General features: G+C 71.0%; 16 protein-coding genes. 9 read left to right on the top strand and 7 right to left on the bottom strand.

Annotated elements, in window-relative coordinates; all coding sequences use genetic code 11:
• Nucleotides 1–9: 9 nt before the first annotated feature.
• Nucleotides 10–408: an ATP-binding protein gene (locus ABZX85_RS11335; RefSeq protein ID WP_355865110.1), complete on the bottom strand. Its 399-nt coding sequence runs from the start codon at nt 406–408 to the stop codon at nt 10–12.
• A gap of 109 nt (nt 409–517) precedes the next feature.
• Here ABZX85_RS11335 and ABZX85_RS11330 point away from each other — a divergent pair, with 109 nt between their 5' ends.
• Nucleotides 518–1414: a helix-turn-helix transcriptional regulator gene (locus tag ABZX85_RS11330; RefSeq protein WP_355865107.1), complete on the top strand. Its 897-nt coding sequence runs from the start codon at nt 518–520 to the stop codon at nt 1412–1414.
• A gap of 4 nt (nt 1415–1418) precedes the next feature.
• Nucleotides 1419–1595, top strand: coding sequence for a DUF397 domain-containing protein (locus ABZX85_RS11325; RefSeq protein WP_355865104.1), 177 nt, complete (start codon nt 1419–1421; stop codon nt 1593–1595).
• 3 nt (nt 1596–1598) lie between these two features.
• On the opposite strand, the gene ABZX85_RS11320 is transcribed toward ABZX85_RS11325, so the two are convergent.
• A complete protein-coding gene (locus ABZX85_RS11320; RefSeq protein ID WP_355865101.1) occupies nt 1599–3860 on the bottom strand; it encodes a helix-turn-helix transcriptional regulator in 2262 nt (753 codons plus the stop codon).
• A gap of 179 nt (nt 3861–4039) precedes the next feature.
• Here ABZX85_RS11320 and ABZX85_RS11315 point away from each other — a divergent pair, with 179 nt between their 5' ends.
• A complete protein-coding gene (locus ABZX85_RS11315; protein WP_355865098.1) occupies nt 4040–4924 on the top strand; it encodes a PIG-L family deacetylase in 885 nt (294 codons plus the stop codon).
• 59 nt (nt 4925–4983) lie between these two features.
• Nucleotides 4984–5685, top strand: a complete 702-nt coding sequence (locus ABZX85_RS11310) for a DUF4232 domain-containing protein (protein ID WP_355865096.1) — start codon at nt 4984–4986, stop codon at nt 5683–5685.
• Here ABZX85_RS11310 and ABZX85_RS11305 read toward each other — a convergent pair.
• On the bottom strand, nt 5682–7724 hold the full coding sequence (locus ABZX85_RS11305; RefSeq protein ID WP_355865093.1) for a TerD family protein: 2043 nt from the start codon (nt 7722–7724) through the stop codon (nt 5682–5684). The two genes, ABZX85_RS11310 and ABZX85_RS11305, sit on opposite strands and share 4 nt — an antisense overlap.
• Before the next feature lie 156 nt (nt 7725–7880).
• On the opposite strand from ABZX85_RS11305, the gene malQ reads away from it, so the two are divergent.
• Nucleotides 7881–9878: a 4-alpha-glucanotransferase gene (gene malQ / locus ABZX85_RS11300; RefSeq protein WP_355865090.1), complete on the top strand. Its 1998-nt coding sequence runs from the start codon at nt 7881–7883 to the stop codon at nt 9876–9878.
• Nucleotides 9879–10073: 195 nt separating this feature from the next.
• Nucleotides 10074–10322: a hypothetical protein gene (locus ABZX85_RS11295; RefSeq protein ID WP_355865087.1), complete on the top strand. Its 249-nt coding sequence runs from the start codon at nt 10074–10076 to the stop codon at nt 10320–10322.
• Nucleotides 10323–10449: 127 nt separating this feature from the next.
• On the opposite strand, the gene ABZX85_RS11290 is transcribed toward ABZX85_RS11295, so the two are convergent.
• The gene (locus tag ABZX85_RS11290; protein WP_355865084.1) at nt 10450–10953 is read right to left on the bottom strand and encodes a MarR family transcriptional regulator; all 504 of its coding nucleotides are present in this window, start codon (nt 10951–10953) and stop codon (nt 10450–10452) included.
• Between the two features lie 105 nt (nt 10954–11058).
• Here ABZX85_RS11290 and ABZX85_RS11285 point away from each other — a divergent pair, with 105 nt between their 5' ends.
• The gene (locus ABZX85_RS11285; RefSeq protein WP_355865081.1) at nt 11059–11955 is read left to right on the top strand and encodes an EamA family transporter; all 897 of its coding nucleotides are present in this window, start codon (nt 11059–11061) and stop codon (nt 11953–11955) included.
• On the opposite strand, the gene ABZX85_RS11280 is transcribed toward ABZX85_RS11285, so the two are convergent.
• Entirely contained in the window at nt 11882–13048 is a 1167-nt protein-coding gene (locus ABZX85_RS11280; RefSeq protein ID WP_355865078.1) for a hypothetical protein, read from the bottom strand. The two genes, ABZX85_RS11285 and ABZX85_RS11280, sit on opposite strands and share 74 nt — an antisense overlap.
• Nucleotides 13045–13956, bottom strand: coding sequence for a ThiF family adenylyltransferase (locus ABZX85_RS11275; protein ID WP_355865076.1), 912 nt, complete (start codon nt 13954–13956; stop codon nt 13045–13047). Before ABZX85_RS11275 ends, ABZX85_RS11280 begins: the two co-directional genes overlap by 4 nt.
• A gap of 284 nt (nt 13957–14240) precedes the next feature.
• Here ABZX85_RS11275 and ABZX85_RS11270 point away from each other — a divergent pair, with 284 nt between their 5' ends.
• Nucleotides 14241–15482 carry a M14 family zinc carboxypeptidase gene (locus tag ABZX85_RS11270; RefSeq protein WP_355865073.1) on the top strand — a complete coding sequence of 414 codons (1242 nt, stop codon included), beginning with the start codon at nt 14241–14243 and terminating at the stop codon, nt 15480–15482.
• 56 nt (nt 15483–15538) lie between these two features.
• Nucleotides 15539–16114, top strand: coding sequence for a hypothetical protein (locus ABZX85_RS11265; RefSeq protein ID WP_355865070.1), 576 nt, complete (start codon nt 15539–15541; stop codon nt 16112–16114).
• Between the two features lie 60 nt (nt 16115–16174).
• Here ABZX85_RS11265 and pepN read toward each other — a convergent pair whose 3' ends face one another.
• Nucleotides 16175–18739, bottom strand: a complete 2565-nt coding sequence (pepN, locus tag ABZX85_RS11260) for an aminopeptidase N (RefSeq protein WP_355865067.1) — start codon at nt 18737–18739, stop codon at nt 16175–16177.
• Nucleotides 18740–18859: the final 120 nt, after the last annotated feature.

Here is an 18859-nt window from a genome sequence, read left to right as displayed (position 1 = left end):
ACGGCTCTTTCAGCCGGGAAGTTTCCACTCCGCCCACACGGTCTTGCCGATGCCGTCGCGCGGGCCGTAGCCCCAGTCGTGGCACAGCGCGCTGACGAGGGTGAGGCCGCGGCCGAACTGTTCGGTGGGGGTCGCTTCGCGGGGGTGGGGGACGCGTTCGGCTCGGGGGTCGCTGACTTCCAGGCGGAGCGTGGTGTCGGTGGTGGCGAGGCGGATGTGGATGAGGCGGTCGCGGAGGCTGCCGTGGAGGATCGCGTTGGTGGTGAGTTCGCTGGTGACGAGAGCGACGTCGCCCGCGAGGGTGGGGTGGCCCCAGGTGGTGGTGAGTTCGGCGGCGCGGGTTCGGGCGCGGGTGACGTTGTGGGCGGTGGGGGTGTAGGTGCGTTCGTCTTCGTGGTGGGTGGGCATTGTTCCGGCCTCCCTTGTGCGGTGGGTTGGCCCGACGGTAGGGGGGTTCGATTCTTGGGCGCAAGCGGATCGGAGATTATTGTCTCCAACGGGTGACGGAGTGTGGTTCATGAGACACACTGGGTCGGTGACTCGTACGACACCACTGGGCAACCGGACCTCAACTGTCCTGGCGCGCAAGCTGGGTGGGGAGCTGCTGCGCCTGCGTGACGCCGCCGGCAAGACCCAGCGCCAGGCCGCCGAGGCGATCAACGCCACCAACTCGAAGATCGTGAAGATGGAGCAGGGCTGGGTGCCGATGCGGGACCCGGACATCCGGATTCTCTGCGAGGCGTACGGACTTGAGGATCACGAGGTGCTGGCCCGGCTGCTCGACCTGGCGAAGCTGGACCGTGAGCGGCGCAAGGCGAGGGGGTGGTGGCGCGGTTCTGTGGGGGACGGGGCGATGGCCGAGTTCATCTCCATGGAGGACGTCGCCAGCCGCATCCGCAGCTGGGAACTGGCGCTCATTCCGGGTCTGCTCCAGACCGCCGGGTACACGCGTGCGCTGTGCGTGGCCCATCCCGCGTGGGAGGACCCCGACGAGATCGAGGCCGAAGTCGAGGTCAAGCAGAAGCGCCAGGGGCGCCTCCTGGGGGACAACCCCGTCCACTACTACGCCGTGATCTGGGAAGCGGCGCTGCGGCAGCAGATCGGCGGACCCGGTGTCATGCGGGGGCAGTTGGAGCGGCTGCTCGACCTCTCGGCGCTGACCAACGTCCGACTCCAGGTGCTCCCGTTCTGGACCGGGGCGCATCCCGCGAACACCGCCTCGTTCAGCATCCTCTCCTTCGCGGAGGACGGGGCGCTCGACGTCGTCCAGAGCGATACCCACACCGGCATGACATGGATGGAGGACGCGGAGGAGAGCGGCTACTTTAACGAGGTGTTCGATCGGGTCGTTCGGCTTAGTCTCGCTCCACGAGACTCGATCGCGCTCATCGACAGCCTCCGCAAGGAAAGTTAGCCCCGTGCCTCCTCAGTTCCAGTTCGCGAAGTCCAGTTACAGCAACCCCGGTGCCAACTGCGTCGAGGTCGCCCGGAACGTCCCCCGCACCGTTGCCGTTCGCGACTCCAAGATCTCCAGCGGCCCGGTACTCCTCCTCACTCCCACCACCTGGCACACCTTCACCACCTCCCTCCGCTGACCCCTACCCCCCGTCCAGCGCAGCCAACGCCTCCGCCGCCTCCGCCTGCCTAGGGCTCCGCATCGCCGCCAACGCGTCATGCGCCGTCAACAGGGCCTCCCGTGCCTCGGGATGCCCCGTCGCGCCCAGGACCCGGCCCAGGTCGAGGCGGGCCGGTTCGGACCAGGACGGCATCTGGGCCGTGTCGAACAGGGCCAGCGCCTGCCGTAGCGGAGCCTCCGCCTCGGACCAACGGCCCAGCGCCGCGAGGTCGTTGCCGATGTGCTGGCGGGCGACGGCGTGGTACATCGCCATGAGATCGGCCGTACGACCGGGCACACCGGCGAGACAGATCCGCTCGCAGCGGCGGTGGATGCCGAGTGCTTCGGCCGCGCGGCCGGTCTGGCGCAGGAGTGTGCCGAGGGTGTTGAGGACGGTCAGCTCGGCCAGCCGGGCCTGCGGGGAGTCCAGCGCGGCGAGGCGGCGGGTAGCCTCCCGCAGGCGCTCCTCCGCCTCGCCGCCCCGGCCCAGCCGTTGCAGCGCGCCCGCCGCGTACCCGAGGGACCAGCCCTCCTGGAGCCCGTCCCCGCACTCGCGGGCCGCCGTCCGTGCGGCGTCGGCGGTGGTGAGGGCCGCGCGCGGGTCGTGCACGCACAAGTTGTAGGCCCAGGCGAGGTAGTTGAGGTGGACGGCCTCTTCCTGTCTGCTGCCCAGCAGCCGGGCGGAGTCGGCGGAGAGCCGGAAGACGTCCACCCACTGCTCCCAGTGCTGGTTCACGTCGGAGAACCAGTGCATGGCCCGCGCCGTGTCCAGAACCTGCCGGTACCGGCCCGCCGCATGCGCCCGGTGCAGCGCCGCGAGCCACTGCGCCCGCTCCGCCTCCAGCCAGGCCCGCGCCTCCTCACGGCCGTTGGGGGCGCCGTCCGGATCGGGGTCGTCCCGCGAGGTCGGCTCGTGGTCGACGTCGAAGTGCAGCGCGGCTGCGGTCGCCCGGCGCAGCATCCAGTCCGCCGTCCGGTCCAACGCCTCGGCCCGGACCCCGGGTTCGTCCTCGGCCTCGGTCAACTCGGCGGCGTACAAACGGAGAAGGTCGTGGAAGCGGTACCGCTCGGCGACGGGGTCGCTCTGGAGGAGCCCGGCGTCGGTCAACTCCTCCGCGCGGTCGACGACATCGTCGTACGGCAGCCCCGCCAGCAGCGCGCCGGTCTCGGGGCTGAAGTCCCCACCGGCGGCCAGCGCCGCACGCCGCAGCAACGTCCTTGAGTCGGACGGGAGTTGGCGGTACGAGAGCGCGAACGCGGCCCGTACGCGCAGGCTTCCGGCCTGGAGCCCGTCCAACCGGCGTCCCTCGGCGGCGAGTCGGGCGACGAGCTTGGCGAGGCGTTCGCCCGGCCGGCTCAGCAGCCGCTGCCCCGCGATCCGCACCGCCAGCGGCAGACACCCGCACAGGTCCGCGAGGTCGCGGGCGGCCTGGGCCTCGGCGCGTACCCGGTCCGGGCCGATGATGCGGGTCAGCAGCTCCACCGCCTCCTCGCGGCGCAGGAGGGCCAAGTCCGTACGGTGCACCGCCTCCAGGCCCGCCAGACTGTGGCGGCTGGTGACGATCGTCATCGACGGGCCGGTGCCCGGCAGCAGCGGGACGACCTGTGCGTCGTCGGCGGCGTTGTCCAGCAGCAGGAGCAGGCGCCGCTCGCCGGAGATGGACCGCCACAGGCCCGCACGGTCCTCGGTGGCGGCCGGGATCGCCGCGTCCGCGACACCCACCGCGCCCAGCAGCCGGGCCAGCGCGTCCCTCGGGGTCGTCGGCTCGGGGTCCATCCCGTGCAGATCCAGGGCGAGTTGACCGTCCGCGAAGTGCGGGGCGAGGAGATGGGCGGCGTGCACCGCGAACGCCGTTTTGCCGAGGCCGGGTTGGCCCGAGACGACGGTCACCGAGGGGCGGGCGTCCAGGAGTTGGGTCAGGGCGGGACCGCGCGCGGTGAAGTCCTGGATGTCCCGGGGGAGCGACAGGGTGCCCGTCGGGGCCGTCGCTCTGGGGCGTGGGCGACCGGCGGCGGCTGCCTCCTCCAGGCTCGCCTCGCCGGCGTCGTCCAGATTCAGCGCCTCGGCCAGCGCCCGCACGGTCAGCCGCTGCGGGCCGCGTGTCCGGCCGCGCTCCATGTCGGCCAGCGCCCGCACGCTCACCCCGGCCGCGTGCGCCAACGCCTCCTGGCTCAGGCCGGCTTGGGCCCTGAGCCCCCGCAACCGCTGCCCGAAATCCCCCGCGGAAGGGGTGCCGACCCGCACCGTCGATGTCTCCGATCATCCGGCTCGTCCGGACGAGAGCCACCGGCAGAAGTATGACGGACGTACTTCTGCCGGGAGAACTGCCTGGTCGGAGGGGGTGCCGGGTGGTCGACTGAAGGCGGACGCGCAAGCACCGCCGTCCCCTGCCGTTTCCACCCCGTGCGAACGAGGCCCCCCACATGAACGACGACAGCAACGCCCCCGGGCTCTCCCGGCGCGGCGTCCTCACGGCCGGTGTGCTGACCGCCGCCGCCGTCGCCTTCCCGGCGCACGCGGCGTCGGCCGCCGCCAAGCCGGCCATCTTCTACGCCCCGCACCAGGACGACGACGCGCTCGGCCTCGCCGGGTCGATCCTGGAGCACAAGGCGGCGGGCCGGCCCGTCTACCTCGTCCTCGTGACCGACGGCCGTAACCCCGATCTGGCCGTCCGCATGAACATGGACCCCTGCGCCATCACGCAGTGGCCCACCCCGCATCCGTGCGCGGCGGGCGGCCGGCACGGTCTCGACTGGCCAACTGACGGCGTCAGCAAGGTCGTTGCCGCCCGGACCGCCGAGTTCATGGCCTCCGCGAAGGCCCTCGGCGTGGACAAGGTCATCAACTTCAAGGTGCCGGACGACGGCAGCAGCGACTCCGCCTACAACAAGATGGTCGACCGGATCGAGGCGAAGGTCAGGGCCCTCGCCGAGCAATACCCCGGCGCCTCCCACAAGTTCACCGCGGGCTGGCTGGAGCGCACGGAGGCGCACAAGGCGGGCAGCGACGTCGCCTACCGCCTGCTCAACGACGGCACGATCAGCGACGTCCGCTTCAACCACGTCTACGCGTACGACCGTCCCGAGGGCGACCGCGCGGACGGCGCCGCCCTCGTCCTGAACATTCCCAGCGCGCACATGAAGCTCAAGCGCAACGCGATGTACGCGTACAACACCTGGGACCCGGGCCGGAATCTGTACGCCCTCGGCTACCACAGCGTGCCGGAGAAGCTGGAGGCCGCGCACGCCGATCCGCGCGAGTTCGTCCACACGCTGCCCTCCGACTACCGGCCCGGGCGCTTCAAGTAGCCCTCGCCGTACCACCGTTGACCACTTCTACCGCTCTCTCACCTACGGGGAACCTCACCATGAACACCGCATCGCACCGCTCCGCTCTGCTCGCCCTCGCGGGGACCGCCCTCGCTCTGTCCCTCACCGCCTGCCAGAGCGGGACGGGTACGCAGACCTCGGGGGCGGCGTCGCCCGAGGCGACGGTGGCTTCGGCTCCGGTGGCGGCTACGTCGGCGGCCGACAAGACGGCGGCTGACGGCACGGGGACGTCCGGTACTACGGGTACTACGGGGGGTGCTGCGGGTACTACGGGTACTACGGGTACTACGGGTACGGCCGGCGCCAAGGCGTCCGCCTCCACTCCGGTCTGCGCCGCCGGCGACGTACGTATCACCGCCGCCCTCCAGGACGGCCCGCCCTACACCCACCTCGTCCTCACCGTGAAGAACACCACCCGGCACTCCTGCCGGCTGACCGGCTTCCCGCGTATCCAGTTCCTGGAGAGCCACAAGCAGGACGTCCCGGCCGTCGCCAAGAGCAAGCCCGCCACCCCGGTCGTCCTGGCCGCCGGCGCCCCCGCCTACGCCCTCGTGAAGCTCTCGGACGGCGGCGTCGACGAGGACAACGAACCCGTCTCGGCGTTCCAGGTCGTCCTGGAGGGCGACTCCACCGTCATCACCGTCTCCGCCCCCGGCACGGACGGCATCGCCGTCGACCCGGCGAAGGCGCTCACCGGGTACTGGACGTACGAACTGCGCAACGGGGCCGACGACTTCTAGGCCCTGCTTGTCTCCAGGCTTGTCTCCAGGCGGACGACGACGCCCTCGTGGAAGCGGTTGACCGCGTCGTCCACGCTGCGGATGAACCCCGACTCCGCGTTTCCCCGGCTGCTGCCCATCCCCTTGAACAGGGAGAGGCGGAAGCCGGTGATGCGGGTGTCGGGGTTCTTCGGGAGGAGGTCCGCCGGTTCGGGGCGGAGACGTTCGAGGGTGCCACGCGGGCCGCCGGGCTCCCCCTCGACGAGCGTTTCGACGTGGAGGTCGGCGGGGGCGTCCGCGAGGCGGCGGACCAGGCGTTTGGCCCAGGTGAGGGGGTAGCCCTGCGCGGGCGCCGGGATGTCGATCGACGTCCGCAGCTTCGCCGTGCGGAGATCCGCGTTCACCGCCAGGACACCGGGCGCCCCCTCGATCCGGAGTTCCGCCGACAGGCGCCCGTCCAGGCAGAGTTGGTCGGCGAGGCGGCTGCGGCGCTCCTTGGGGTCGGCGCCGCGCTTCGCGCGCTGGACGGGCAGGACCTTCTGGCCCAGTTCGCCGCCGAGGCTCAGGCAGATCTGCCGGACCAGCCGCTCCCAGCTCTCCACGACGTCCAACGCCCTTGGATCGCCCGCGCACAGGGTCTCGTCGTCGATGCCGTTGCGCACGGGGACCCAGGCCGCGCCCATGTTCTGGAAGCCGTGGCAGCCGGAGTTGTCGTGCCGGAGGTAGTGCAGGAGCTCCAGGAGCAGCCAGGCGTGCGCCTTGTCGCCGACGCCCTCGTGACGGATCAACATCTGTGCCTGGTGGGCGACTTCGGCCCAGGAGAGGTGCCAGAGGGCGACCTTGTGCTTACGGCGTCCGTCGACCTTGACGTCCACCAGGGGGCTGCCGTCGAGGGCCACGTCGTTCGACAGGGTGATGACAGCCTCGTACCCGCGTCGCGCGGCGATGTCCATGTACGCCTGCACCTGTTCGGACTTGAGGGCGTTGCCGTTGGTCTTCGTCTCGACCAGCGCGGTCCACAGCTTGCCCGCCCGTTCGACGCGGATGACTCCGTCCGGGCGCCTCGGGGTGTCGCCCTGCGGCAACGACACCTCGGTGAACGTCTCCATCCGGCCGGCCGGGGCGCCGAACGCGGCGGTGAGCCTGCGGCCGAACTCCGGGACCTGTGCCATCACCGACAGCAGGACCGAGGTCGCGCGCGTCTCCCGGTCCCGGTCGCTCTTCAGGGCCGATGCGGGGAAGAGCCTCGCCTGCCGCCAACTGTCGTTCTCCGCGAGGGATTTCTTCGGCGCCTTGGGGACGGTGACCTTCTTCTTCGCGGTCCGGGGGCGCAGGGGTTTCTTCGGCACCGTCTCGCCGACAGGCACCGTTTCGCCGACGGGCGTCGCTTCGTCGGCGGGTGGCCGGGGGGTGGGGACCAGCCCCGGTACGGGACGCTCCACGGGTACGACGGTGTCGTCGGCGTTCGTGCCGTTCGCGTCCGCGTCGTCCGTCCCGGCGTCGTCGGTTGCCGCGTCGTCCTCGATGTCCACGCCGAAGTCCGTTGCCAGTCCGGCGAGTCCGGTGTCGTACCCCTGGCCGACCGCCCGGAACTTCCACTCCTCGCCCCGGCGGTACAGCTCCCCGAAGATGATCGCGCTGACCGCGCCCGCGTCCTCGATGGCGAACCCGACGAGAGCCTCCCCGCTCCCGTCGGCCAGCGTCACCTTCAGATCCTCCAACTCCCCGAACCCGGCGCCCCCGTAGCGGCTCGCGGCCACGACGATGCGGTCGATCCTCTCGGGGACCACGGTCAGATCGAAGCTGATCCGGTCCTCGTCGCCGCTCTCGGTCGGAGTCTTCCCGAGCATCTGCACGCTGCCGTCGGCCGCGACGGGGTTGTTGTAGAAGTAGAAGTCCCCGTCACCGCGCACCTTTCCGTTCCCGTCGAGCAGCAGTACCGACACATCCGCGTCCCCCTCGCCCGTCGGACTCACCCAACTCAGGCTCACGATCACCGAACCGGCGTTCTCGCTCAACGCCGCCAGCGCCACGTTCGAGCCCTTGGTCATCTCCCGCATGTAACCCCCCAGGTGTGACGTACGGCACAACTAGAGACTGTAGTGGGCGATGTGTGGAGTTGTGGGGGCGTCTGTGAAGTACGCATGGGGTAGTGCTGAGGTAGCGCTGGGGTACTGCTGGGGTGACCCCCGTCCCGCCCTTCCGAGGAGGTTGCCGTGGCCGATGAGGAGTTGGTGGAGCTCGCCGAGTCGTACGGGGTCGTGCCGGCGTTCAGTCCAGGGGCGGGGCGGACGGTGGAGGCGTCGGAGACCGCGCTGGTGCGGGTGCTCGCGGCGTTGGGGGTGGCGGCGGGGAGTCCGGAGGCGGTGCGGGAGGCGCTGGGGGAGCGGCGGAGGGTGTTGGGGGAGCGGGTGGTGGCGCCGACGCTCGTGCAGTGGGAGGGCGGGGCGGCGCCGGTGTTTCCCGTGGGGAGTGTGGTGCGGGTGGTCACCGAGGAGGGGGAGGTGCGGCAGGGGGTCGAGGGACTTCCCCTCGGGGTGCATGAGTTGAGTGTCACTCTGGCCGACGGGCGGACCGGGGGCGGTCATCTCGTCGTCGCGCCGGACCGGTTGCCCACGCCTGCCTCTCGGTCGTACGGGATTCTCGTGCAGCTCTACTCGCTGCTGTCCCGGCGGTCCTGGGGGATGGGGGACCTCGGGGATCTGCGGGAGTTGGCGGAGTGGGCGGGGCGGGGGCTCGGGGCGGGGTTCGTGCAGGTGAATCCGTTGCACGCGGGGGTGCCGGGGCCGCCGGTCGACCCTTCGCCGTACCGGCCGTCCTCCAGGAGGTTTCCCGATCCGGTGTATCTCCGGATCGAGGAGATTCCCGAGTTCGCCTATGCCGAAGGGGCTTCGGGCTATCGCGAGTCGGGTGCGCGGTTGCGGCAAGACGTGCTGGAAAAAGGGGAGTTGATCGACCGGGACGCCGTGTGGGCCGCCAAGCGGGCCGCGTTGGAGGCGGTCGTCGCCGTTCCGCTGGGGCCGGGGCGGCGGGCCGCGTACTGCGACTTCCTCGCGGAGCAGGGGGAGGCGTTGGAGGACCACGCGACGTGGTGCGCGCTGGCGGAGGTACACGGGACGGAGTGGACGCGGTGGCCGGAGGGGCTGCGAGATCCCCGGTCGGAGGAAACCGCGCGTGCACGGCGGGAGTTGCTGGACCGGGTCGACTTCCACTGCCGGCTCGCCTGGTACACCGACGCCCAACTCCGTGCCGTGCAGCGGGAGTCGGGGATGAGCCTCGGGGTCGTCCACGATCTGGCCGTGGGCGTGCATCCCGGTGGGGCCGACGCCTGGGCCCAACAGGACTTCTTCGCCTCGGGGATGTCCGTGGGGGCGCCGCCCGACGCCTTCAACTCCCTCGGCCAGGACTGGGGGTTGCCGCCCTGGCGGCCGGACCGGCTCGCGGCGGCGGGGTACGCGCCGTTCCGGGAGCTGCTGCGGGGGCTGTTCCGGTACGCGGGCGCGCTGCGCATCGACCACGTCATGGGGCTGTTCCGGCTGTGGTGGGTCCCTGAGGGGGAGGCGCCCGTCGACGGGGCGTACGTGCGGTACGACGCGGAGGCGATGCTCGCGGTGCTCGTGCTGGAGGCGGCCCGGGCGGGGGCCGTGGTGATCGGGGAGGACCTCGGGACCGTCGAGCCCGGGGTGCGGGAGGCGTTGCGGGAGCGGGGGGTGCTCGGGACGTCCGTCCTGTGGTTCGAGCGGGACTGGGAGGGGGACGGGCGGCCGGTCGCGGCGGAGCGGTGGCGGGCGGACTGCCTCGCCACGGCGACCACGCACGATCTGCCGTCCACCGCGGCCCGGTTGAGCGGTGAGCACGTCGAACTCCGCGAGCGCTTGGGGTTGTTGACGGAACCGTTGGATCGGGAGCGGGCCGCCGCCGCTGCCGATGTGCGTGAGTGGCTGGGGGTGCTCGGCGCGGGGGGCGGGGACGAGGAGGCTCAAGTGCAGGCCGTCTACCGGTACTTGACTCGGACGCCGGCTTCGCTGGTGGGGCTCTGGCTGCCGGACGCGATCGGTGACCGGCGGCCACAGAATCTGCCGGGGACGTGGGACCAGTATCCGAACTGGCGGCTGCCGATCGCGGACGGGGAGGGGAGGGCGGTGAGCCTGGAGGAACTGGCGGCTTCGCCTCGGCTGCACGCGTTGGTGGAGGTGCTGCGGTCCGTTCGCTGAGGGCGGGGTGGGGAGGGGTGGGGAGGGGCGAGGGGGCGGAGCGCAGGCGGGTGGCTGGTCGCGTTCGGCTCGCGCGGTGATCGGCCAGTCCCGGCGCGATCCGGGGAGGGAGTCCCGATCCCCTAGGGGTCGGGTAGGGCCCTGATAAGGGACCCCGGACGAGCGGTCGTCCCCGGCGTTCGCTACTTTTGCACCGTGGACAAGAAGAACGCCTTGCGCGCCGGCACCCTGGCGGCCGGTACGACGCTGATGCTGCTGCTGATGTCGTCCCCCGCGCTCGCGCTCACGCGCGACGACGGTGACGACCCGGGTCCGGGCCTGAGTGTCGTCGACACGCTGGGTCTGTTCGTCGTCGCCCCCCTCGCCATCTTCCTGGCGATCGCGGGCCTCGTCTGGGTCCTCGACAAGTCCAAGGACCGCGAGCCCAAGCCGTCCAAAGCCTGACGTCCGCCCGAATCGCACGGACGCCGCCTTCACCGTCGTACGGAGAGTCATTCGTACGGTGGTGAAGGCGGCGTCCGTCGTGTTTTCCGGCGGGCTACCCCCTGAGAGGTACCTCTCAGGTCCGGGGCTACTCCTGGGTCGCCCCCGGCATCAGCTCCCGCAAGAGGTCGGCCAACTGGCCGACCTTTTCCTTGTCCAGGGCGGAGACGACGCCCTGCTGGACGGCGAGTCCGGCGGTCACCGCCTGGTCGACGACCCGGAGGCCGTCCTCCGTAAGGGTGACTTTCAGGGCCCGGCGGTCGGTGGGGTCGGGGGAGCGGCGCAGCAGGCCGGCGCGTTCGAGTTTGTCGAGGCGCCCTGTCATACCTCCGGTGGTCAGCATCAGGGTCGAGGAGAGTTCGCGGGGCGAGAGGGAGTAGGGGTCGCCGGAGCGGCGGAGGGTCGCGAGGACGTCGAACTCGCCGCGTGAGATGCCGAAGGGGGCGTAGGCGCGCTCGGCGCGGTCGCCCATCGCGCGGGCGATGCGGGAGATACGGCCGAACACCTCCATCGCGGCGGTGTCGAGGTCGGGGCGGGCGGCGGCCCACTGGTCGACGATCGCGTCCACGGGGTCCTTGGGGGGCGTGCTCATGGGGTGAGTATCCCCGGTCAGCCGCTTACTCGCAGCTAAGTAGCTTGACTCTAATTTGCTTAGCGCTAAGCTAATCACTATCAAGCTGTCTAGCCGGGGTGTGCCATGAAGTCCACGACCGTCCTCCTCACCGCCCTCGCCCCCGTCTCCTGGGGCACCACCTACGCCGTGACCTCGGAGTTCCTCCCGCCGGACCGCCCCCTCTTCACCGGCCTGATGCGCGCACTCCCCGCCGGACTGCTCCTCCTCGCCCTCACGCGCACGCTCCCGCGCGGTGCCTGGTGGTGGAAGGCGGGTGTCCTGGGCGCGCTCAACATCGGCGTCTTCTTCCCCCTCCTCTTCCTCGCCGCCTACCGCCTCCCCGGCGGTCTCGCGGCGGCCGTCTCCTCGGCGGGCCCCCTCTTCGTCCTGGGCCTCTCAGCGCTGCTGCTCCGCGAACGGGCGACGCTCCGCTCCCTCCTCACCGCCATCGCGGCGGCCCTCGGCGTCACCCTCGTAGTACTCAAGGCCGCAGGCGCCCTGGACCTCCTGGGTATGACGGCCGCGGTCGCCTCCACGGCCTCCATGTCCGCCGGGACCGTCCTCACGAAGCGGTGGGGCCGCCCCGAAGGCGCCGGCCCCCTCGCCCTCGCGGGCTGGCAGCTCACCGCCGGCGGCCTGCTGATAGCCCCGATCGCCCTCCTGGCCGAGGGCGCACCCCCCGCCCTCGACACCCACGCCGTCGCCGGCTACCTCTACCTCGCCCTCGCCAACACCGCCCTCGCCTACTGGCTCTGGTTCCGCGGCATCACCCGCCTCTCCGTCACCCAGGTCTCCCTCCTCGGCTCCCTCTCGCCCCTCACCGCGGCGATCGTCGGCTGGGCGGCGCTGGGGCAGTCCCTCACCGCGCTCCAACTCGTCGGGATGGGGGTGGCGTTGGGAGCCACCGTCATCGGTCAGCTGAGGCCCGCCGCTCGCGCCACCACGTCCGTGCCCAGAGAGCGTGAACTCCACCGAGTGTGACGACGACGGCCACCGCGTCCAGCCGCTCACCCACGGAGGAGCCGGACGTCAGATCCGTGAGCGCGCCGGCGAAGAGGGCCGCGTCGGCGGGGAGAGTGACGAAGGCGAGAGCGCTCAGACACAGCGCCGTACCGATGACGAGTACGGCGCTGTAGAGCCGTACCGAGCGGCGCTCGCGAGCCGGCAGCGCACGGCTGGGGTCGTCCTCGGGGGTGGCGCGGGCCAGCAGGCGGCGGGGGAGATGGCGGGCGTACGCCAGGCCGTCGCCGTACAAGTCCCGGCAGCGCAGCAGGTCCTGGAGGACGAAGTAGAGGTCGGTACGGGTGAAGACCATCAGCTGGAACGGGACCGGGAGCAGGGAGAGCAGGGCAAGAGCGGCGAGGACGCGGCGGGGGGTGCCGTCGACCGCGTGTGTGGCCAGAGCGAGTACGGAAGCGGCGGTGAGGTTGACCGCGATACCGGAGAGGTAGGCGGTGAGGCGGTGGCGGCGGGGGGCCAGTTCGATGCCGCTGATATCGGTCTGCACGACCAGGAACTGGAGACGGGTGCCCAGTCGGATACGGCCGTTCACGCCGGTCGCCCGCGCTGTCAGGAGGTGCGCGTACTCGTGCAGCATGATCAGGGCCCAGCCGAAGCAGGCGCCGGACGCGAGGACGGCGCTGCCGTGGTCGCTCCAGAGGAGGGTGCGATGGGTCAAGGGGACCGGTGGACGACTCAGGACGGCTGCCGCCGCCAACGCCGCCACGAGGAACGGAAGTACCGGGTTCAGCAGCCAACGGACGTGCCGAGGACGGATCTTGGCCAACGGAGGTGGCCGGCGGCGCGGTTCAGCGGCCTTCTCGCCGTTCAGCTCCGCCACGAAACCCAGAGCGACCAGCGCTTCCACGAAGTCCGGTACGTCGATGTCCTCGCCGGTCTCGGCCCGCAGCCGAGCCGCCACCTGCGACGCGGTGAGGCCCTCGGCGAGGAGGTCCAGAGCCCGTTTCCCCGTCTCCGGGAGTGCGACCGTCCGGCCCGTGGAGAGGCGGCCGACGATCCACTCCTCACCGTCAGGACGTGAGCGGACGTCGGAATGCAGACGAATTCGGGTCATCGCGGGGTGAGATGGCCGCAGGCCGGACAGTCGTCGAGCCTGGGGAACCGTTCCAGGACCGGGTCACCCGGCACCATGAGGTTCACGCCGAACCGGAAACCGGGAGCCAGCACGGGGACACCGGTGAGGAGGGCTGTCGCCGCGTGCGCCAGAAGTGCCCCCGACAGAGCGGCGGTCACCGAGGTCGCCGGGTTCCACGCCATTCTCGGTGAGGCGATCTCCTCGTCCTGCCCATCGGCGATCCGCAGGTCCCGGCGCGCGAACTCGCCCTCGCGCAGGCACTCCCAGCAGGCGCCGGTGCCGGGGACGTAGACGCCCGCCGTCGCCAGAGGGCCGCGGTAGCCGGCGTCCACCCACGGGAGTCCGGCGGCTATGCAGACGCGGTTGGCCCAGCGCCAGATGTCGACGGGGCGGTCGGCGGCGACGACGAGAAGGTCGTACGAGCCCCTGCCGATCAGGTCGGCGAGATCTTCGGGGCCTTGGATCTCGCGGCGTTCGCCGCTGATCTCCACATCGGAGTTGAGGGCGCGCAGGGTGGCCAGCGCGGCATCCAGTTTGGGGCGGCCGATGTCTGATTCCCGGTACAGGGGCTGGCGGTTGAGGTTGGACAGCTCGACGGTGTCCGGCTCCACGCAGTGCAGGTGACCGACACCGGAGGCCACCAGATTCTGCGCGGCGTGACCTCCCGTGCCCCCGAGACCCACCAGGAGAACTCGGGCCTCGCGCAGGCGCAGTTGGGCATCCCAGGGGGTGAGGCGGGGACCGCGGTCCATCCAGCGCAGGAGCGGGACGCCTCGGCTGTGGCGTTCGCGCTCATGGGGTGGAAGGGGGTTGGGTGCGCCGATGTCCTCGACGAAACCGGCGCCGTAGAGATCCGCCAGGGCTTGGGAGACGTCTTCGGGAGTCAAGTCCGGATGTTGCCGTCCACGGTTCGGTACGGGCGGTGCTCGGGTTTGACGCGCGGAAGGGCGAGCATCTCGACCACGTCCACCATGCCTCCGTCGCTGGGACATCACGTGGCCCCGTGGGGGCGCACTTGACAGCAAGTACCCGCGGAGATCCCATGGAACACCTGAACATCCTTACAGAGAACGGGAGTTGGCATGGCGACGAAGATCGTGATCCGCCCGCTGGAGAAGAAGGAAACCACGGCGCCCAGTAACTCCCAGGGCTCCTGAGCCGGGGGATCGGCGTGCGGACACCGTCCCTTTCGTCGCCCTGCCCGAGCGTCGGCGATCTTGAGCGACGGGCCCGCGCGCTGGTCGCCTCGGCGCCGCGCGAACTCCGCCTGAGGGAGGTCGGCGAGAGCCGCGCCGGACGACCGCTGTGGCTGCTCTCCGCCGGGCACGGGACCCGGCAGATCCTCGCTGTCGCCGGGGCGCACGCGGATGAACCGGTGGGCGGAGCGTCGGTGCTGAGGCTCGCGAGGGTGCTGGCGCGCCGGCCGAAGCGGTTCGAAGTCCTCGACTGCACCTGGCACTTCCTGCTCTGCCTGGACCCGGACGGGGCGGCGCTCGCCGAGGGGTGGCGGCCGGAGGGGGCCGAACCCTCGCTGGCGGACGCCTACCGGTGGTTCTATCGGCCGCAGTTCGGGTGGCAGCCGGAGTCGATGCCGGTGGGTGGTGGACTGCTTCCCGAGTCCGCCGCGCTCGTGAGACTGCTCGACGAACTCCGTCCCGACGTCCAATTCTCCCTGCACGGCATCGAGTTCGGCGGCGCGTTCGTCATGCTGACACGCGAGACCCCCGGTGTCGCCGCCGCCTTCCGCCGGATCGCCGCCCGGCTGGGCGTCCCCCTCACCCACCACCCCCTCGATGGCATCGACTGGCGCCCGCAGCCGCCCGGTGTCCTCGTCCTTCCCGACGGTGCGGGTGTGGACGAGCGTGACCAGAGCGGTTATGTCGCGGAGAGCACCTGGTTGCACCCGCGCAGGTACGGCACGCTGACGACCGTCATCGAGTCGCCCGCGCGGGCGGTGACCGGTGTGGACGACCCCGCCCCCGCCCTCGACCCGTACGGCGAGACGGCCCGCGTCAACGAACTCCTCCTGGACCGCACGCGTCAACTCGCCGCCGCCGTACCCGAAGCGGCCCTCGCCAAGGTCTCCGACGCCCTGATCCCCCTCCGTACGGCCGCCCTCGAACTCCTCGACGTCGCCCCGTCCATCGTCGAGACCTGGGCCACCGAGGAACCCCCCGGCCACCGGGGCCACTCCGTCGCCCTCGGTATCTCGGCCCGCCGGGTCCCGATCCGCGCGGCGGCGATGCTCCGCAGGGCCCTCGCGGACACGGAGACCGCGGACGTCCTCGACGCCCTCCTCCACGACTGGCTCCAGGAACTGGAGAAGTCCTTCGAGGTGAGGTGGCTCCCGTTAGCCGCCCAGACGGGACTGCACGTGCGGACGATGATCGAGACGGTCCGCCGCACGGCGTGAACCCCACGGCGGGAAATCCCGCGACGCCCTCCCAGGGGCCGTGCCAGGGTGGGCGCGTGGAGATGTACACGTACCGCATACGCGGGGTCGGCCGAAGTGGTGTGGTGTTGTGGGCCGGTGGCCGGGACGACGGGCCCGATCGGGTCGTGGCGGCGGCTGATGTGGTGCCGGTGTTCGGGACGGTGCGGCGGGCGCGGGTGTTCGCGGGCCGGCGGGGGTGGAGACTGGCGGCGTCCGAGACCGCCACGCTCGAACTGGACCGTCTGCGGCGCTGGTTGGACGAACCGGTGAGGCGGCGCGTCCCCGAGGGAGTGGTACTGGACGCGTGGAACTTCTTCGAGGACCTGTCCCGAGGACTCGGCAAGCCCCAAGGCCACGCCCCGCATGAGCCCCGGCACGAGCCCCCGCATGAGCCCCGGCGCGGCCCCCTGCGCGAGCCCCCGCACGAGCCCCGCCATCAGCCCCAACTCCTGCCCCGGCAAGGCCCCTTGCACAACAGCGCCTACGACAAACTCTTCGACGCCACCCCCCGAACCCCCTGGACCCCCGAAGAACACGACGCCGTACGTCAACTCCTCTCCGCCGGACTGGAGTTGTGGAACACCTGCCCGACAGCCCGCAACCCCCGCTGACAGCGAAAGGCGCCCGGCGAAGAGATCGAAGAGATCGCCGGGCGCCTCGCACCGCACGTGCTACGCGTCAGCCGCCTGTGCCCGGAGCGCCCGCTCCACCCCCGACCGGGACTCCGAGACCAACCGCCGCAGCGCGGCGTTCGGGTCGGCGGTGGAGAGCCAGGTGTCCGTGGCGTCCAGGGTGGCCTGGGAGACCTGGATGGACGGGTAGAGGCCGACCGCGACCTGCTGGGCGATCTCGTGGGAGCGGGACTCCCAGATGCCCTTGACCACGGAGAAGTACTTCTCCGAGTAGGGCGCCAGCAGCTCACGCTGGTCGGTCTGGACGAACCCGCCGATCACCGCTTCCTGGAGCGCGTTGGGCAGGTCCGAGGACTCGATGACCGAGGACCAGGCGGCGGCCTTGGCCGCGGGAGTGGGCCGGGAGGCGCGCGCCGTGAGGGCGTGCCGCTCTCCCGCCGCCGTCTTGTCGCGCGCGTACTCCGCGTCGATCTCCGCCTCGTCGAACCGCCCGACAGCGGCGAGCCGTTGGACGAACGCCCAGCGCAGCTCGGTGTCGACGGCGAGCCCGTCCACGGTGGCCGAACCGTCCAACAGGCCCTCAAGCAGGGCCAGTTCCGACTCCGTCCGGGCCGTCGCCGCGAACGCCCGTGCCCACGCGAGCTGGTGGTCGCTGCCGGGGGCAGCCGCACGCAGGTGCTCTAGCGTCGCCTCGGTCCAACGCGTCAGCAGGGAGGGCCGCTTGGCCGGTGCCGCGTACAGCTCCAGCGCCAGCTTCACCTGCCGCTGGAGGGACTGGACGACGCCGATGTCCGACTCCTTGCCGATCCCGGAGAGGACCAGCGAGAGGTAGTCGCTCGTGGCGAGTTCGGCGTCACGGGTCATGTCCCAGGCGGAGGCCCAGCACAGGGCGCGCGGCAGGGAGGACTCGAAGTCGCCGAGGTGCTCGGTGACGAACGCCAGGGACTCCGCGTCGAGCCGGACCTTCGCGTACGAGAGGTCGTCGTCGTTCAGCAGGATCACCGAGGGGCGGCGCTTGCCGACGAGCGCCGGGACGGCCGTCGACTCGCCGTCGATGTCCAGCTCGATGCGCTCGTCACGCACCAACTTGCCGGTCTCGTCGTCGAGTTCGTACAGGCCGACGGCGATGCGGTGCGGACGCAGGGTCGGTGAACCCTTCGCGCCGGCCGGCAGGGCGGGCGCCTCCTGGCGGACCGCGAACGACGTGACGACCCCGTCCGAGTCGACGGAGATCTCCGGCCGCAGGATGTTGATCCCGGCCGTCTCCAGCCACGCCTTCGACCAGGACTTGAGGTCACGCCCGGAGGTCTCCTCCAGCGCGCCGAGCAGGTCCGACAGGCGCGTGTTGCCGAACGCGTGCGCCTTGAAATACGCCTGGACGCCCTGGAAGAACGCGTCCATGCCGACGTACGCGACGAGCTGCTTGAGGACGGACGCGCCCTTCGCGTACGTGATCCCGTCGAAGTTGACGAGGACGTCGTCGAGGTCGTTGATCTCCGCCATGATCGGGTGCGTCGACGGGAGCTGGTCCTGGCGGTAGGCCCACGTCTTCATCGAGTTGGCGAACGTCGTCCAGGAGTGCGGCCAGCGGGAGTTCGGCGCGTACGCCTGGCAGGCGATCGACGTGTACGTCGCGAACGACTCGTTCAGCCAGAGGTCGTTCCACCACTCCATGGTGACGAGGTCGCCGAACCACATGTGCGCCAGTTCGTGGAGGATCGTCTCCGCGCGCGTCTCGTACGCGGCGTCCGTCACCTTCGAGCGGAACACGTACTGGTCGCGGATCGTCACCGCGCCCGCGTTCTCCATCGCGCCCGCGTTGAACTCGGGGACGAAGAGCTGGTCGTACTTCTCGAACGGGTACGCGTAGTCGAACTTCTCCTGGAACCAGTCGAAGCCCTGCCGGGTGACCTCGAAGATGGCGTCGGAGTCGAGGAACTCGGCGAGCGAGGGGCGGCAGTAGATGCCGAGCGGCACCGACTGGCCGTCCTTCTCGTACACGCTGTGCACGGAGTGGTACGGGCCGACGATCAACGCCGTGATGTACGTCGAGATGCGCGGGGTCGGCGCGAACTCCCAGACGTCGTCCTTGGGTTCGGGCGTCGGGGAGTTGGAGATCACCGTCCAGCCGGTCGGCGCCTTCACCGTGAACCTGAACGTCGCCTTCAGGTCCGGCTGCTCGAAGGAGGCGAAGACGCGGCGGGCGTCCGGGACCTCGAACTGCGTGTACAGGTACGCCTGCTGGTCGACCGGGTCGACGAAGCGGTGCAGGCCCTCGCCGGTGTTGGTGTAGGCGCAGTCCGCGACGACCCGCAGGACGTTCGGGCCCGCGAGCAGTCCCGGCAGCGCGATCCGGGAGTCCGCGAACACCTCGGCGGGGTCCAGGGCGTCCCCGTTCAGCGTCACCTCCGAGACGGCCGGGGCGACCAGGTCGATGAACGACTCGGCGCCGCCCTCGGTGACATCGAAGCGCACCGTGGTCACGGACCTGTAGGTGCCGCCCTCCTGCGCTCCGGAGAGGTCCAGATCGATCTCGTACGAGTCAACGGTGAGCAGCTTCGCCCGCTGCTGCGCCTCTTCGCGAGTCAGGTTTGTGCCAGGCACGCGGTCATCTCCTCGTTATGCGTGGGTTGTGGTCATCTTTCCACGGGGAAGGTGCCGTGGGCGACGTTCGTCCAGACCACAGGGCCTCCCCGCAAGACCATCGGGAAAACCCCATGTCGC

The organism is Streptomyces sp. NPDC004539 (genome assembly GCF_040610055.1).
Classification (GTDB): Bacteria; Actinomycetota; Actinomycetes; order Streptomycetales; family Streptomycetaceae; genus Streptomyces.
The sequence above is the reverse complement of the archived record's forward strand: the minus strand, read 5'-3'. Positions and strand labels throughout refer to the sequence as shown.